The organism is Fluctibacter halophilus (genome assembly GCF_020687825.1).
Lineage (GTDB): Bacteria > Pseudomonadota > Gammaproteobacteria > Enterobacterales > Alteromonadaceae > Fluctibacter > Fluctibacter halophilus.
In genome coordinates this window covers 96,792-112,407 of sequence record NZ_JAJEWP010000002.1, presented here as the reverse complement: position 1 = coordinate 112,407, position 15,616 = coordinate 96,792, and the positions used below count along the sequence as shown (strand labels likewise).

Sequence of the window (15,616 nt, the reverse complement as noted above, 5' to 3'; positions counted from 1 at the left end):
AAGCGACTTGTGCCTAACCTTTGGTCTAATTTTCGCTTTCCTCGGGAATAATTTTTATTCAATTGCAGCAACGAGTTAGCTTACCTCCCAGACCACCCTTTGCAGGAGGGGTGCGTCTGTGCCCTGAAAGGTGTAGCATGACCCCTGCTTTCGCCTGCATAAGGCATCCTGACGACAACAATGATAACGATAAGGAAGATGCTGTCCCATGTTTAGACCTTCTAAAATTGTCGCTGCGCTCACGGCGGCCATGCTGGTCGGTTGCTCACCGGCCCCACAAACATCGACCCAAACAACCACCGGCTCGCCGTCTGCACAGGCCACCTCTGTGCAACTGAACGAAGGGTTTGAATCACGGCTGGATATTTACTACCCAGTTGATTTAACCGCCGACTTGTCTGGCCTGTCTGACAACCAGCGGCAAATGGTTGGCGTTTTGATTGAAGCGTCAAAAATCATGGACGACCTGTTTTGGCAACAGGCCTATGGCGGCGACAAAGAAGCGCTGTTGTCCTCATTGAAAGATCCGGCCGTTCGCCGTTTTGCCGATATCAACTACGGTCCGTGGGACCGCCTCAAAGGCGACGAAGCCTTTCTTTCCGGTACCGAAGAGAAGCCGGCCGGTGCGCAATTCTATCCCCATGACATGACCAAAGCAGAATTCGACCAGGCATCCTTCGACGACAAAACCGGGCTGTACAGCATTGTAACCCGAGACAATGCCGGCCAACTGATGGCAGTGCCCTACTCAGAATACTACAGTGAAGCGTTGCAACGGGCCGCCGCATTATTGCGTCAGGCAGCCGAGTTGGCAGATGACGAAGCGTTCGGCAACTACCTGCTAATGCGTGCCGAAGCGCTGCTCAGCGATGACTATCAGGCTTCAGACTTTGCCTGGATGGACATGAAAACCAACCCGATTGAATTGGTCTACGGCCCGATTGAAACCTATGAAGACCAGCTTTACGGCTACCGTGCCGCGTTTGAATCTTACGTGTTGCTCAAAGACCAATCCTGGAGTGAGCGTCTGGCCAAATACGCCTCATACCTGCCAGAGCTGCAACAGGGCTTGCCGGTCGATGATGCCTATAAAGCGGAAATGCCCGGCGCCAATGCCGACCTGAACGCCTATGACGTGATTTATTACGCGGGTCATTCTAACGCAGGCAGTAAAACCATCGCCATCAACCTGCCCAATGATGAGGAAGTGCAACTGGCCAAGGGCACCCGTCGCTTGCAATTAAAGAATGCCATGCGCGCTAAGTTTGACCACATCCTGGTGCCAATTGCTGACCAGCTGATTGCGCCAGAGCAACGTCAACACATCACCTTTACCGCGTTTTTTGCCAATACCATGTTCCATGAAGTGGCTCATGGGTTAGGGATCAAGAACACCCTGGATGGCAACGGGACAGTGCGTCAGGCGCTGAAGGAACATGCTTCGGCGCTGGAAGAAGGTAAAGCCGATATTCTGGGCCTGTACATGGTGCGCCAGCTGCTGGATAAAGGTGTTATCACCGAAGGTGTGCTGGAAGATTACTATGTCACCTTTATGGCCGGGATTTTCCGTTCTGTTCGGTTCGGTGCATCCAGTGCTCACGGCAAGGCCAATATGGTGCGCTTTAACTTCTTTGAAGAATTCGGCGCCTTCAGTCGTGATGACAACGGTTTATACAGCGTCAACATGGACAAGATGGGTGAAGCCATCGACGCCTTGTCAAACCTGATCCTGACCCTTCAGGGTGATGGTGACTACGACGGCGTGGCCAAGCTGGTCGAAGAAAAAGGCTTGATCAAAGCGCTGCTCAAAGAAGACTTGGCGCGCTTATCCGAGGCAAAAATTCCGGTCGACATTACCTTTAATCAAGGCAAGGATGTGCTTGGACTGTAACCCCCTCAGAGGATCAAAAAAGCCCGCACAAGCGGGCTTTTTTTTAGGCGGTTTTGAGTTTTTCCTGATACGGAGGCCAACCCATCGGCTTACCGGCCAGCACATGCAAGTGAATGTGATACACCGTCTGACCACCATATTCGTTACAATTCATCACCACACGATAGCCCTGCTCGGCCACCCCTTTGTCAGCACAGATCTGCGCGGCGATACGGTGCAAATGCCCCACGACGGCTTCATCCTCTTCGGCAATGTCATTGATGGTAGCAATGGGCTTTTTCGGGATAACCAGAAAATGCACCGGTGCTTGCGGATTAATATCACTGAATGCCAGGCACTGCTCATCTTCAAACAGGATATCTGCCGGGATCTCGCGGGCAATGATTTTGGTGAAAATGGTGTCACTCATAACGTTCTCCCTAGGTGGACTATCGCCGGTTACCAGAATACGAAACCGAGCAACACACCACCCAGTGCCAATCGGTAGATGACAAACGGCAGCATGCCAATTCTGGCAATCCAGGCAAGAAATAAATAGATACAGGTATAGGCACTGACAAACGACAAGCCGATGCCGTAGAACATGGCGCTCCAGTCGACAGGGATATTGGCTTCAAGGAGATCCAACGTGGACAGCAGCCCCGCCCCCAAAATGACCGGAATGGACAACAAAAAGGAAAATCGCGCCGCACTTTCTCGGTTCAAGCCCAGCATCAAACCGGCGGTCATGGTGATACCGGAACGGGACGTGCCGGGGATCAGGGCCAGCGCCTGGGCCAGACCGATCCACAACGCACTTTTCCAGGTCAGCTGATAGATGTTTTTGCGCAGTTTGGCAGTGTAATCGGCATACCACAACAACAGGCCAAAACCGATGGTGGTGCAGGCGATAACCAGCGCTGAACGGGTATATTGTTCAATAAAGGCTTTACCAAAGTAGCCCGCAAATACAGCCGGGATGGTGGCTACTATCACCCACCAGGCAAGCCGGCTCTCATCGGTTTGTTGCTTACTCAATCCATGCTGAAACCAGGCAGCGGTTAAACGGATGATTTCTTCACGGAAGTAAATCATCACCGCCAGCAAGCTGCCCACGTGTACCGCGACATCAAAGGCCAGGCCCTGATTATCCCAACCCAGCAATTCAGACGGCAGGATCAAATGTGCCGAACTCGAAATCGGCAAAAACTCGGTCAGGCCCTGGATGATTGCCAGAATAATGATTTCAAACAGGGTCATGCTCTGAACCTCTCCATGTAAAGTCTATCGGCCACAATCGTTGTGGTGTGGTGTAGGCTGACCACAGGTCAGCGTAGCTTGTCTGATTTACCGGGTGCACCCGTTCAGGGGCAATTTCCGCCAGCGGTAACAAGACAAACGCGTTAAAGCAGATCTCTTCACGGGGCAATACGACCGGCTCCTGACACACAATATCATCGTATAACAGCAGATCTAAATCGAGGGTACGCGGCGCGAATTTCTTCTCCCCACGCACTCGCCCGTTGTCCTGCTCAATGCGTTTCAGACACTGTACTACTTGAGCAATGGACTGTTCGGTGTCGGCGGCAATCACCATGTTATAAAACGGGTTGCCCTGAAACCCCACCGCTTCACTTTCGTACAAACGGGAACAGGTCAGCGCACCGAAATGGTCGTGCAATGCATCCAGTCCGCTTCGGGTATTACGCGCTCTATCGATGTTGGTGCCAAGGCTAATGTAGATACGGGCCATGTTCAGGCGGCCCGCCGGGTGAGGCGCACACTGACAGCCCTGGCATTGTCGAGAATACCAGGCTTGGTCAGTTCCAACGTCACTTCGGTGGCAGGATAAGTGGCCAGAATGCCATTTATCAGATGACCGGCCAAGGCTTCGAGTAACTGGAAATCGGTGCTCGCTGCGCTGTTTACCATCCACTCTGCCAGCGCGGCATAATCGACGGTGTCTGCCACATCGTCACTGTGTTGTGCTTTTTGCAGGTCTACCGTCAACTCGACATCCGCAAGCAGCGCCTGCGGGGCTTCCCGTTCAAAGTCGTACACGCCTATCAGCGCCATTAGCTGTAATTCACGAAGAATGATCTTATCCATCAGAGATCCGCGCAGTTAATTTACCAGAATGGCGTACAGTGCTAGGGTAACAGCCCACCGCCGAGAATCCGGCAAGTTTAACGCGAACAGAAAGGCAAGTATATGACCGCACTGACCCTTTTACTCCTCGTCGGCGCTTACCTGTTAGGCTCACTGTCCAGTGCGGTGCTGGTATGCCGGGCGTTCGGATTACCGGACCCCCGTCGGCACGGTTCCAACAATCCCGGAGCAACCAACGTGTTTCGTCTGGGCGGACGCTTGCCCGCAGTGCTGGTGCTGATCTGCGATATCCTCAAAGGCACCATTCCGGTGTGGGGATCGTATTTTCTGGGGATCGAGCCGTTGTTCCTCGGCCTTATTGCTGTCGCCGCCTGTCTTGGTCACATTTTCCCATTATTTTTCGGCTTTCGGGGTGGTAAAGCAGTGGCGACTGCATTTGGTGCCATGCTGCCCATCGGCCTGTCGCTGGCCGGATTACTGATCAGTTGTTGGATTGTGGTGGTGTTTGTCAGTGGTTACTCGTCGCTGGCGGCCATCATCGCGGTGGGGTTTGCGCCACTGTTTACGTTCTGGATCAAGCCAGCATATACCCTGCCGGTAGCCATGCTATCGGTGCTCATCATTGCTCGTCACCGCGCCAACATTGTTCGCTTGTGGCGCGGCGAAGAAGGGCGCATCTGGGACAAAGGACGCACCAACGAGTGAGTTACAGTGGAGCCAGCTCCTCCAGCGGCCAGCGTGGTTTGGCGCGAACATCGTCACCATCCACCTGCCCGGCCAGCAATCGCTGCAGTCCGGCGTAGGCAATCATGGCGCCATTGTCGGTGCAAAATGCCAATTGAGGATAAAACACTTCACCGCGTAACTTGGTCATGATCTTCTGGAGTTGCTCACGCAAATGTAAGTTAGCACTTACACCTCCTGCGATAACCAGTCGCTTGCGACCGGTCTGCTGCAGTGCACGCTTGCACTTGATCGCCAGCGTATCAACCACCGCTTCCTGAAAGGCGTAAGCGATATTGGCGCGGGTTTGAGGGTCGTCCTCAGCATTACGAATGGTATTGGCGGCAAAGGTTTTCAGCCCGCTGAAACTGAAGTCCAGCCCAGGCCGGTCGGTCATCGGACGGGGAAACTGGTAGTGTCCGGGCTGGCCTTGCTCTGCCAATTTCGCCAGTCGAGGCCCGCCAGGGTAATCAAGTCCCATGATTTTGGCCGTTTTGTCAAAGGCTTCACCGGCTGCGTCATCAATCGACTCACCCAACACCTGATATTGACCAATTCCCTGTACATCGACCAGCATGGTATGCCCGCCGGACACCAACAGGGCCACGAAGGGAAACTCGGGTTGCCGTTCTTCCAGCATCGGCGCCAGCAGGTGGCCTTCCATATGATGGACGCCCAATACCGGAACTTGCCAGGCATAGCCGAGGCTTCGGGCCACCGATGCCCCGACCAACAACGCCCCGACCAGGCCGGGACCACGGGTATAGGCGATGCCATCAATATCACTGGCGGCACAACTGGCTTCATCCAGTGCTGCTTCGATAAGGGGGATCAACTTGCGCACATGGTCCCGGGAGGCCAGCTCCGGCACCACACCACCATAGTCAGCATGCAGCTTTACCTGGCTGTACAGCTGGTGCGCCAGTAGCCCTTGTTGGCTATCAATAATAGCGACACCGGTTTCATCACAGGATGTCTCGATTCCCAATACGCGCATAATGGTCTTTTGTTCCGTGTTACAATGGGCGGCAAGTTTACCTGCGCATCGACAATAACGCCATGCCAGGGGGCTTTTTTAACGATTTATCCCCGATAAAGCCTTTACATTATGTATGGATATGATTAAAATTCCGCACCATTTTTAACCGAGCCGGTGAATATTTAACCCGGCGGTAATAACCGATAAGTTTTGAGGTGAGATTTTAATGCCAATCGTTAAAGTTAGAGAAAACGAACCATTTGACGTTGCTCTGCGTCGTTTCAAGCGTTCATGTGAAAAAGCAGGTGTTCTGTCTGAAGTACGTCGTCGTGAGTTCTTCGAGAAGCCTACTTGGGAACGTAAGCGCAAGAAAGCCGCAGCGAAAAAGCGTCATCTGAAGAAGTTGGCTCGCGAAAACGCTCGTCGCATCAAGTTGTACTAAGATCTCACCGGTTCGCCGGGCCTGTGGCCTGGCGTGCTGCTGATTCTGCACATTCCCCCTTTCCCGTTGATTGAAGAAGGCATTCCTATGGCACTGCTTGACGAATTAAAAACTGCCCAGAAAGACGCAATGCGTGCGAAGGACAAAATTCGTTTAGGTACCATCCGTATGGCAATGGCTGCCATCAAGCAACGTGAAATCGACGAACGTATTGAACTGGGCGACAGTGATATCCTTGCCATCATCACCAAGATGATCAAGCAACGCCAGGATGCTTCCAGTCAATACCGTGACGCCGGTCGTACTGATCTGGCGGATATTGAAGACGCCGAGATACAGGTACTTCAAACCTTTATGCCTCAACCTCTGACCGACGCAGAACTGGCCGATTTGATTGGCGAAGCGATGCAGGCCACCGGCGCAGCGGGTATGCAGGACATGGGCAAAGTCATGGGTTGGTTGAAACCCAAAGTTCAGGGCAGAACCGACATGGGCGCATTGAGCGGCCAGATCAAAGCCCGTCTTACCGGCGCCTAGTCCGCATCAGCGGATTGACCCACTGCATTGTGACACAACAGGCTTGTCCCGGCGCACAACAGGCGCTACAGTGAAGCCCCTTTTTGTAAACCACTACGAGTAGCATGGCTGGACGTATTCCGCGGGAATTCATCGACGATCTGATTGCACGAACAGACATCGTCGACTTGGTAGACAGCCGCGTAAAGCTCAAAAAAGCCGGCAAAAACTACCAGGCTTGCTGCCCCTTTCACAACGAAAAATCGCCATCATTCACTGTCAGCCAGGACAAACAATTTTACCATTGTTTCGGCTGTGGCGCCCACGGCAATGCGATCTCCTTCATGATGGAATACGATCGTCTGGAGTTTCCTGAAGCGGTTGAAGAACTGGCCCGTTTTCACGGCCTGGACGTGCCCCGGGAACAGGGTGGAACACCCGCTCCCAGCGCCAGCCAGCGGGCTCAGAAAGAAGACGACTATGCGTTATTGGAACAGGTTGCGCGCTTTTTTGCCCAACAACTGAAAACCCATCCTCAACGGGACAAAGCGATTGATTACCTCAAAGGCCGCGGGTTAAGCGGAGAAATCGTCAAGACCTTTGAGATTGGTTATGCCCCACCTGAATGGGATGGCGTGCTAAAGACCTTTGGCACCACCCCACAACGACAGCAACAACTGCTGGATTTGAAGGTGATCACCGAAAACGACAATCGTCGCCGCTACGACTTCTTCCGTGACCGGATCATGTTCCCTATTCGTGACAAACGCGGCCGCGTCATCGGTTTCGGGGGCCGGGTACTGGACGATGGCGGGCCGAAATACCTGAACTCGCCGGAAACCCGGGTTTTCCACAAGGGCAGTGAACTGTACGGTTATTATCACGTCCGACAGCATAACCGCAGCGTAGAGCGCGTACTGATCGTAGAGGGCTACATGGACGTGGTGGCGTTAGGCCAATACGACATTCATTATGCGGTGGCCAGCCTCGGTACCGCCACGACCCCCGAACATGTTCAAATGCTGTTTCGCACGGCACCTGAAATCGTCTGTTGTTATGACGGTGACAGGGCTGGCCGGGAAGCTGCGTGGCGGGCGCTTGAAAACGCCCTTCCCTACCTGAAAGATGGCGTGCAGATGCGTTTTCTGTTTCTTCCCGACGGCGAAGATCCGGATACCCAGATCCGCCAGGTCGGTAAAGAGGGCTTCGAAAACAGTCTGGATCAAGCCATTCCTCTGTCGCGTTTTTTCTTTGAAAGTCTGCTCAAGAAACACACCCTTTCCAGTGCCGAAGGAAAGGCCGCACTGAAAGCCCAGGCGATCCCACTGATCGAGAAAATCCAGGGTGATCATCAGCGTGCCATCCTCGAAGAAGAGCTCAGCAAGCTGTTGGGTGAGCACAGTCAGTACCAATTACAGCAAGGTCTTAAGCAAGCCCAGCAGATGGGCCGTTACCGGGCCTCGGACAGTGGGCGACCGGCGAAAAGTACCCTGTCGCCGGTTCGTATGATGATCAGGTTGTTACTGGATCAACCATCACTGGCCGCTGAACACCCCCAGGTCGATCCACGTTCATTGATGGGGATGTCGGTTGCAGGCCTGGATGTCCTCAACGATGTGCATCAAATCTGTCTGGCGAATCCGCGCTACACCAGTGCAAATATCCTTGAACATTTCAGGGATCACCCCCATATCAACAGCCTGACCAAGTTGCTTGCCAGTGATAGTCAGTACCGCGGTGCCAAGACCCTGGAACATGCTCTGGGTGACAAGGGCACCCTGTACAGGGACAGCTTTGCCAAATTGGTGAACTGGCTACTGCAAGGCCGCATGGAAGAGCTTTTGGGTAAATCCCGTGTGGGTCAGTTAAGCCCCGAAGAAAAACAAGAATTGAATTTGTTAATGCGGGAACAAAAGTAATCCGGTTGACGTCACAATGATGTGGAGTTTTTAACCATCAACGCTAGCCGTATGGTCAGGATTTCTGCTATACTGGCTAATTCGCTGACGCCTAGGTGAAAGCAAGCATAATTGTTGTCGAACAGTACGCCTCGTAAGCGTTCGGCGCAACCCCAACTGAATTCGAGAAGTGTAAGTTATATGGTGCAAAGCAAGCAGTCTCAGATCAAACTCCTCATCGCAAAAGGTAAAGAACAAGGTTACCTGACATTTGCGGAAGTCAATGACCACCTTCCCCAGGATATCGTTGATTCTGATCAGATTGAAGACATCATCCGCATGATCAACGACATGGGTATTCAGGTGTTTGAGTCTGCACCAGACTCCGATGAACTGTTGATGCAAGATAACACGGCTGACGAAGAAGTCGCCGAAGCCGCGGCACAGGCCCTGGCAACCGTAGAAAGCGAAATCGGCCGCACCACCGACCCGGTGCGTATGTACATGCGTGAAATGGGTACGGTAGAACTACTGACCCGCGAAGGTGAAATCGAGATCGCCAAGCGCATCGAAGAAGGCATCAATCAGGTTCAGTGCTCGGTTGCCGAGTACCCTGAAGCGATCACCTACCTGTTGGATCAATGGGACCTGTACGAAGCGGAAGAAATTCGCCTCAGCGATATTATCATCGGTTTTGTTGACCCGAATGAAGAGCAGGATCTTGCACCGACCGCCACTCATGTCGGCTCCGAACTGTCTGAAGAAGAACTCGACGATGAAGACGATGATGAGGACGAGGACGAGGAAGAGGATGATGATACCGGCGTTGATCCGGAACTGGCGCGAGAAAAGTTTGCCACGTTGCGTGATCAGTATGCCGTCACCCGCGATGTTATCGCCAGCAAGGGCCGCGCCCATGACGAGGCACGCAAAGAAATCCTCAACCTGAGCGAAATCTTCAAAGAATTCCGTCTGGTCCCCAAACAGTTCGATCGCATGGTACGTAACATGCGTGAAATGATGGACCGTGTACGTGTTCAGGAACGCATTGTCATGAAACACTGCGTCATGAACGCCAAAATGCCCAAGAAAGATTTCATCAAAGCGTTTGCTGGCAACGAAACGTCAACCGAATGGTTGCACGGCGCCCTTGCCTCCGGTGCCGATTACGTTGACGCGCTGAAAGGTTACAAAGAAGAAATCGAACGTGCTATCTCGAAAATGAACCAGGTAGAAGAAGAAACTGGCCTGGAAATCGTTGATATCAAAGACATCAACCGTCGCATGTCGATTGGTGAAGCCAAGGCACGTCGGGCCAAAAAAGAAATGGTTGAAGCCAACCTGCGTCTGGTTATCTCCATCGCTAAAAAGTACACCAACCGGGGCTTACAGTTCCTGGATTTGATCCAGGAAGGTAACATCGGCCTGATGAAGGCAGTGGACAAGTTCGAATACCGTCGTGGTTACAAATTCTCTACCTATGCAACCTGGTGGATCCGACAAGCCATTACCCGCTCAATCGCGGATCAGGCGCGTACCATCCGTATCCCGGTGCACATGATTGAGACCATCAATAAACTGAACCGCATTTCACGCCAGATGTTGCAGGAAATGGGACGTGAACCGACGCCGGAAGAGTTGTCAGAACGCATGCTGATGCCCGAAGACAAAATTCGTAAGGTGTTGAAAATCGCCAAGGAGCCCATCTCGATGGAAACCCCCATCGGTGATGATGAAGATTCGCATCTGGGTGACTTTATCGAGGACAGCACGATTATTCAGCCCCTCGATTCAGCCACCGGTGGCAGCCTGAAAGACGCCACTCAGGAAGTGCTGGCCGGTCTTACAGCCCGTGAAGCCAAAGTATTGCGCATGCGGTTCGGTATCGACATGAACACTGACCATACGCTGGAAGAAGTGGGCAAACAATTTGACGTTACCCGTGAGCGTATTCGTCAGATCGAAGCCAAAGCGCTGCGTAAATTGCGCCACCCCAGTCGCTCTGAGCAACTGAAAAGCTTTCTCGACGAGTAAGCCGTCAACAGACACAAAAAAGCCCCGCAAATGCGGGGCTTTTTATTGTCTCTGCGCCAACTCACGGCTCCGGGGCATTTTTCACTTCATGCAGCTGACCCTTTTTAAACGGGTACTGTGCTTCCAGATCATCAATGGCATGTGCCAGCGCCATTGGCGAGCCAGTCTTACGAGCCAGCCAGTAGTACGCAATCGGTACCACGTACAGGGTCATAAACGCGGATAACAATACGCCGGCAAAAATAACCACGCCTATCACCATACGGCTTTCCGCGCCGGGACCGGTGGCAAGTACCAGCGGCAAGGCCGAAAAGACCGTGGTGAAGCCTGTCATCACGATGGGCCGCAGGCGCAAGGCAGAGGCTTTACGCAGTGCGTCTTCGAAGGCCATCCCGGCATCACGCAACTGGTTGGTAAATTCGACAATAAGAATGCCGTTTTTGGCCGCCAGACCGATCAGCATAACCAACCCGATCTGGCTGTAGATATTCAGCGACATGCCCATCACATAGAGGCCGATAAAGGCCCCCACCAGGGCCAGCGGCACGGTAAGCATTATCACCAGTGGATGCACCCAGCTCTCAAACTGTGCTGCCAATACCAGGTAGGTCACAGCCAGTGCCATCAGGAATACAAACAGTACCGAAGAGCCAGACTCTTTGTACAACTGTGACTCGCCCTTGTAATCAATCGACACGGCCGCCGGCAATTCTGTTTTGACCAGATTTTCCAGATAAGTCAGAGCTTCACCAACGGTATACCCCGGTGCGAGGTTGGCGCTGATGGTAATGCTGCGCATGCGGTTGTAGCGGTTCAAACGATCCGAGGTGGCTCGCTCAGAGACCGTCAGCAGGTTGTCCATCGGGATCAACTGGTTGCTGCGATTGGAACGCACATACAGGTTGTCGATGCTCTGTGGGCTACGGAAGTCGGCTTCCCACCCTTCCATGATCACATCGTACTCCTGTCCTCGATCGAGGTAGCTTGATACCCGGCGCTGTCCCAGCATGGTTTCCAGCGTGCGGCCGATGTCTGAAATGGACACGCCGAGATCTGCCGCGCGCTCACGATCAATGTTGATTGCCAGCTGTGGCAATGTCTCTTTGTAATCCGAATCGAGACGCACCAGACCCGGGTTTTCCCTTGCCTTGTCTAAAATGATGTCTCGCCATTCCACCAGCTCTTCGTAGGTATTGCCCTGCAATACGAACTGCACCGGTCGGCCAAGGCCGCCGCCAAGACTGCTGCGCATGATGGCGAATGCTCTCACATCCGGTATGTTGGACAGCTTGGCACTGACTTCATCCATGACCTCAAAGGTACTGCGTTCCCGCTCGTCCCATTTAGCCATTCCCACAATCGCGATACCCGCGCTGCCACCGAAGCCTGGCACCCGCACCAACACGCGGTTGACTTCGCCGGTGTCCAGATAAGGCAGCAGCATGGATTCAATCTTCTTAAGGTTGGCAGCGTTGCTTTCAAAGCTGGCGCCTTCCGCCGCCTGCATGGCGATAAAGAACGTACCTCGGTCTTCCTGTGGGACGAATTCGCTGGGAATACGTTCGCTCAGTTGCACCAGCGCGCCAATCGACAATACGATCAGCGCCGCCATCAGATACGGCTGATGCAAGGTCTTGCCCAAGGAATTGAAATAGCCGGCTTCAACCTTATTAAACCCTTTGTCGATCATCTGACCGACCCGTGAGCTACGCTCGCGCCGGCTCAACAGCTTTGAGCTGAGCATGGGTGACAACGTCAATGCGGTGACACTGGAGAATGCCACGGCGGCGGCGATGGCCAGCGCGAATTCGGTAAACAGGCGACCGATGTTGCCCTGCAGAAAAACCAGCGGTACGAACACGGCAATCAATACCAACGTGGTCGCAATGACGGCAAACCCGACCTCGCGGGCACCACGGTAGGCTGCCAGCAGGGGCGGTTCACCTAACTCTATACGGCGGTAAATGTTTTCCAGCACCACAATCGAGTCATCCACCACCAAACCGATAGCCAGTACCAATGCCAGCAACGTCAGCAGGTTGATCGAAAAGCCCAGTGCGTACATGACAATAAAGGCGGCGACCAGAGAGACCGGTACGGTAACCGCCGGGATGAGGGTAGCCCTGACATTGCCCAGAAACAGGTAAATCACCACCACCACCATCAGCATGGCGATGGCCAGGGTGTCGTACACTTCATTGATCGATTCTTCGATAAACACCGAGGAGTCATAACTGGGCACGATGAAAATGTTTTCCGGCAACGTTGCCTGAACTTTTTCTATCGCTTCGCGGGCTGAGCGTGCCACTTCCAGGGTGTTGGCTTTGGATTGCTTTACGATCCCAAGGCCAATCATGTTGACGCCATCACCGCGGAATTCCGTTTCGTCGTCTTCCGCAGCCAGCTCAACCTTGGCCACTTCACCCAGTTTTACCAGGTAACCATCGGCACCGGCTTTTATGGTCAGCTGGGCAAAATCATCCGGGGTAAGAAAGGTACGCGCTACCCGCACTTCGAAATCACGGTTAATGGACTCCACTTCACCGGCGGGCAGTTCTACGTTTTCACTGCGTATTACCCGCTCCACGTCCGTGACGGTGATATCCCGCGCCGCCATGGCATTGCGATCCAGCCACACCTTCATGGCATAGCGGCGGCCTCCGCCAATACGAACCCGGGCAACGCCTTCGGCGATCGACAACCGATCGACAATGAACCGATCGGCATAATCGGTCAGCTCCATCACCGACAGATTGTCACTGCGCAGGTTATACCAGACAATCACATCTTCATCGGAATTGGACTTTGACACCTCCGGTGGCTCGGCCTGGTCCGGCAGGTTATTCAGCGCCCGGCTGACTCGCTCACGGACGTCATTTGATGCGGCGTCAATGTCGCGGGACAAATTGAACTCGATACTGATGTTGGAACGGCCATTGCGGCTGGTCGAAGTGATGTTCTTGATCCCTTCGATGCCACTGATACGATCTTCCAACAGTTGGGTGATACGGGTTTCCACGATATTGGCGGACGCGCCCGGATAGTTGGTGTTGATCGACACAATCGGCGGATCAATGTCAGGGTATTCCCGTAGCGACAGAAAGCTGATCGCAACCAGGCCGAACACAATCAGTAGCAGATTGACGACCGACGCGAAGACCGGGCGTTTTACCGCCACATCGGACAACAACATGCTCAACCCTCCTGGGCATTCAAGACGTTGACCTTGGCGCCATCACGCAACCGCAACGCCCCTTCAACCACGACTTGATCGCCTTCTTTCAACCCGGAAACAATCTGCGCTTCCCCGGGCTTGCGCCGTCCGACCTCAACCGCTTTGCGGCTGACCCTATCGCCGTCGACAACGAACACAAACTGGTGATCTTCAACCGGGATCAGCGCCGCTTCCGGCACCACCAGCGTATTGAGGACCGCTTTGCGTAAATCGATTTGTAGCAGCATACCCGGGCGCAGTTTGTTGTCGGGGTTATCGACCAACGCCCTCACATTGATGGCCCGGGTCACCGGATCAACACGGGAGTCAATACTGCTGATGGTGCCTTCAAACAGCTCGCCCGGATAGGCCACAGAGCGGGCCTTGACCTGCTGTCCCGGTGCCACACTGGGCAAGTGGCTCTCGGCAATACTGAAGTCCACTTTGATCCGATGAATGTCGTCCAGCGTGGTGATCACATCACCCGGTGAAACCAATGCGCCGATGCTGACCTGACGTATGCCCAACAATCCCGAAAAGGGTGCGCGGATTTCCAACTCCTTCAGCTGTGCCAACGCGACATCGAGTTGGGCTTCCAGCGCATTCACTTTGGCTTGCTGTTCATCCAGCAACTGTTCCGACGCGACACTTTCACGACGCAGATTGGTGATTCGCTTTAATTGGCGTTGCGCTTCTTTCAAATTGACTTCCAGCTCGTTGACCCGCGAGCGCTCTTCGCGATCTCGAAGTTGCAACAGCAACTGGCCCTGCTCTACCATCTGCCCGTCATCAAACGCCAGCGACTGAACAATGTCGCTTTTCTGCGCAGTGATCGACACAGACTCATTGGCTTTGGCGGTACCCAGCGCTTCAATGATGACGGCGAAGGGTTGTTCATGTACCGTATGCACCGTAACAGGGGTAACAGATTCCTGGCGTTGATTTTTGTTCGCCGTCTGCGGCCAGTACAGGTAGGCAACAAAGCCCGCCAGCATAACCACGGCGAGTAACAATGGAGACAGTCTAAAGTGGCTTGCCATTCATCAACCTTCTTATCGTTTTGGGGTCTTCTCACAACCAGTGTCGTTGGAGAATAGACTGTGTTTAGCATAGTGAACAAAAAAGCAATCAGCTATGGTACGTGAATTTTATCCATCCAGACTTCGATTTATCGCATTTATCGGTGTGTTGCTCGCACTGGGCTGTTCCGAGCCGATGCCCTCCCCCCCGGCCTGTCGCGTTGCCGACACGGTTGAACCTCGCCCGACCGCCAACGCGGGTTGCATCATTCGGTACGGCAATCATATGTTGATGCTACGCCACCGTGTGAGTGGCAAGCTCGACCTGCCGGGTGGGACCGCACATACCGGTGAATCGGCCCAATGCACCGCGCACCGCGAAACCTTTGAGGAAACCGGGCTGAACGTGGAAGTGCGACAACACCTTGGCACCTTCGAAGCAGGCTTTGAAGTGTATGAATGTATCGCCAGCGGTGGATTTTCTGAACAAGACCAATCCCTTCCTGTACCCGACTGGTCGCGCACGGAAGTAAGCGAAATCCTGATCCAGGACCCGTTTGCAACCCATGCCAAGCAATGGCGCTTCCCCCCTCAACACCTGACCATGCTGGATATGTTTAACCGCACTAGAGACAGCGTTGCCGACAGTTCACTGTCGCCACAGATTCCGTCGACTGAGGCCCCACCAACAGCGACTACCGAATCACCAAACGAGGTCATTTCAACGGAAAATGGTGGCCATTAGCGGTCGTGAGTGGGCAAACCCCGGAGCTTCAGGTTATACTGGTCTGATGTGTTGAACGACAAGCAAA

General features: G+C 53.6%; 14 protein-coding genes. 7 read left to right on the top strand and 7 right to left on the bottom strand.

Features of this window, described 5'->3' with window-relative positions; genetic code table 11:
* Positions 1-208: 208 nt before the first annotated feature.
* On the top strand, positions 209-1,891 hold the full coding sequence (locus tag LJ739_RS09225) for a dipeptidyl-peptidase 3 family protein (RefSeq protein WP_229159703.1): 1,683 nt from the start codon (positions 209-211) through the stop codon (positions 1,889-1,891).
* Between the two features lie 43 nt (positions 1,892-1,934).
* Here LJ739_RS09225 and LJ739_RS09220 read toward each other — a convergent pair whose 3' ends face one another.
* Genes LJ739_RS09220 through folB form a run of 4 tightly spaced genes read right to left on the bottom strand, consistent with a single transcriptional unit; the run spans position 1,935 to position 3,979 of the window.
* A complete protein-coding gene (locus LJ739_RS09220) occupies positions 1,935-2,300 on the bottom strand; it encodes a histidine triad nucleotide-binding protein (protein ID WP_229159696.1) in 366 nt (121 codons plus the stop codon).
* A gap of 29 nt (positions 2,301-2,329) precedes the next feature.
* Complete coding sequence (locus tag LJ739_RS09215; RefSeq protein ID WP_229159694.1) at positions 2,330-3,130, bottom strand: undecaprenyl-diphosphate phosphatase; 801 nt, start codon at positions 3,128-3,130, stop codon at positions 2,330-2,332.
* Positions 3,117-3,623 (bottom strand): 2-amino-4-hydroxy-6-hydroxymethyldihydropteridine diphosphokinase, encoded by a 507-nt coding sequence (folK, locus tag LJ739_RS09210; RefSeq protein ID WP_229159690.1) that lies wholly within the window; start codon positions 3,621-3,623, stop codon positions 3,117-3,119. The genes LJ739_RS09215 and folK overlap by 14 nt, the downstream gene beginning before the upstream one ends.
* A 2-nt stretch (positions 3,624-3,625) precedes the next feature.
* Positions 3,626-3,979 carry a dihydroneopterin aldolase gene (gene folB, locus LJ739_RS09205; RefSeq protein WP_229159688.1) on the bottom strand — a complete coding sequence of 118 codons (354 nt, stop codon included), beginning with the start codon at positions 3,977-3,979 and terminating at the stop codon, positions 3,626-3,628.
* Positions 3,980-4,081: 102 nt separating this feature from the next.
* Between folB and plsY the strand changes: the two genes are divergently transcribed.
* Complete coding sequence (gene plsY, locus LJ739_RS09200) at positions 4,082-4,684, top strand: glycerol-3-phosphate 1-O-acyltransferase PlsY (protein ID WP_229159686.1); 603 nt, start codon at positions 4,082-4,084, stop codon at positions 4,682-4,684.
* 1 nt (position 4,685) lies between these two features.
* Here the strand turns inward: plsY and tsaD are convergent, their stop codons facing one another.
* On the bottom strand, positions 4,686-5,699 hold the full coding sequence (tsaD, locus tag LJ739_RS09195; RefSeq protein WP_229159684.1) for a tRNA (adenosine(37)-N6)-threonylcarbamoyltransferase complex transferase subunit TsaD: 1,014 nt from the start codon (positions 5,697-5,699) through the stop codon (positions 4,686-4,688).
* Positions 5,700-5,907: 208 nt separating this feature from the next.
* On the opposite strand from tsaD, the gene rpsU reads away from it, so the two are divergent.
* The 4 genes from rpsU (at position 5,908) to rpoD (ending at position 10,571) form a co-directional block, all read left to right on the top strand.
* Positions 5,908-6,123 carry a 30S ribosomal protein S21 gene (gene rpsU, locus LJ739_RS09190; protein ID WP_008845199.1) on the top strand — a complete coding sequence of 72 codons (216 nt, stop codon included), beginning with the start codon at positions 5,908-5,910 and terminating at the stop codon, positions 6,121-6,123.
* A gap of 87 nt (positions 6,124-6,210) precedes the next feature.
* On the top strand, positions 6,211-6,660 hold the full coding sequence (locus LJ739_RS09185) for a GatB/YqeY domain-containing protein (RefSeq protein ID WP_229160674.1): 450 nt from the start codon (positions 6,211-6,213) through the stop codon (positions 6,658-6,660).
* A 104-nt stretch (positions 6,661-6,764) separates the two neighbouring features.
* The gene (dnaG, locus tag LJ739_RS09180; RefSeq protein ID WP_229159681.1) at positions 6,765-8,558 is read left to right on the top strand and encodes a DNA primase; all 1,794 of its coding nucleotides are present in this window, start codon (positions 6,765-6,767) and stop codon (positions 8,556-8,558) included.
* A 156-nt stretch (positions 8,559-8,714) separates the two neighbouring features.
* The gene (gene rpoD, locus LJ739_RS09175) at positions 8,715-10,571 is read left to right on the top strand and encodes an RNA polymerase sigma factor RpoD (RefSeq protein WP_267494307.1); all 1,857 of its coding nucleotides are present in this window, start codon (positions 8,715-8,717) and stop codon (positions 10,569-10,571) included.
* Between the two features lie 61 nt (positions 10,572-10,632).
* Here rpoD and LJ739_RS09170 read toward each other — a convergent pair whose 3' ends face one another.
* Entirely contained in the window at positions 10,633-13,764 is a 3,132-nt protein-coding gene (locus tag LJ739_RS09170) for an efflux RND transporter permease subunit (RefSeq protein WP_229159670.1), read from the bottom strand.
* Positions 13,765-13,766: 2 nt separating this feature from the next.
* Complete coding sequence (locus LJ739_RS09165) at positions 13,767-14,825, bottom strand: efflux RND transporter periplasmic adaptor subunit (protein ID WP_229159668.1); 1,059 nt, start codon at positions 14,823-14,825, stop codon at positions 13,767-13,769.
* A gap of 94 nt (positions 14,826-14,919) precedes the next feature.
* Here LJ739_RS09165 and LJ739_RS09160 point away from each other — a divergent pair, with 94 nt between their 5' ends.
* Positions 14,920-15,549 carry an NUDIX hydrolase gene (locus LJ739_RS09160; protein ID WP_229159666.1) on the top strand — a complete coding sequence of 210 codons (630 nt, stop codon included), beginning with the start codon at positions 14,920-14,922 and terminating at the stop codon, positions 15,547-15,549.
* The last annotated feature ends 67 nt before the right edge of the window (positions 15,550-15,616 follow it).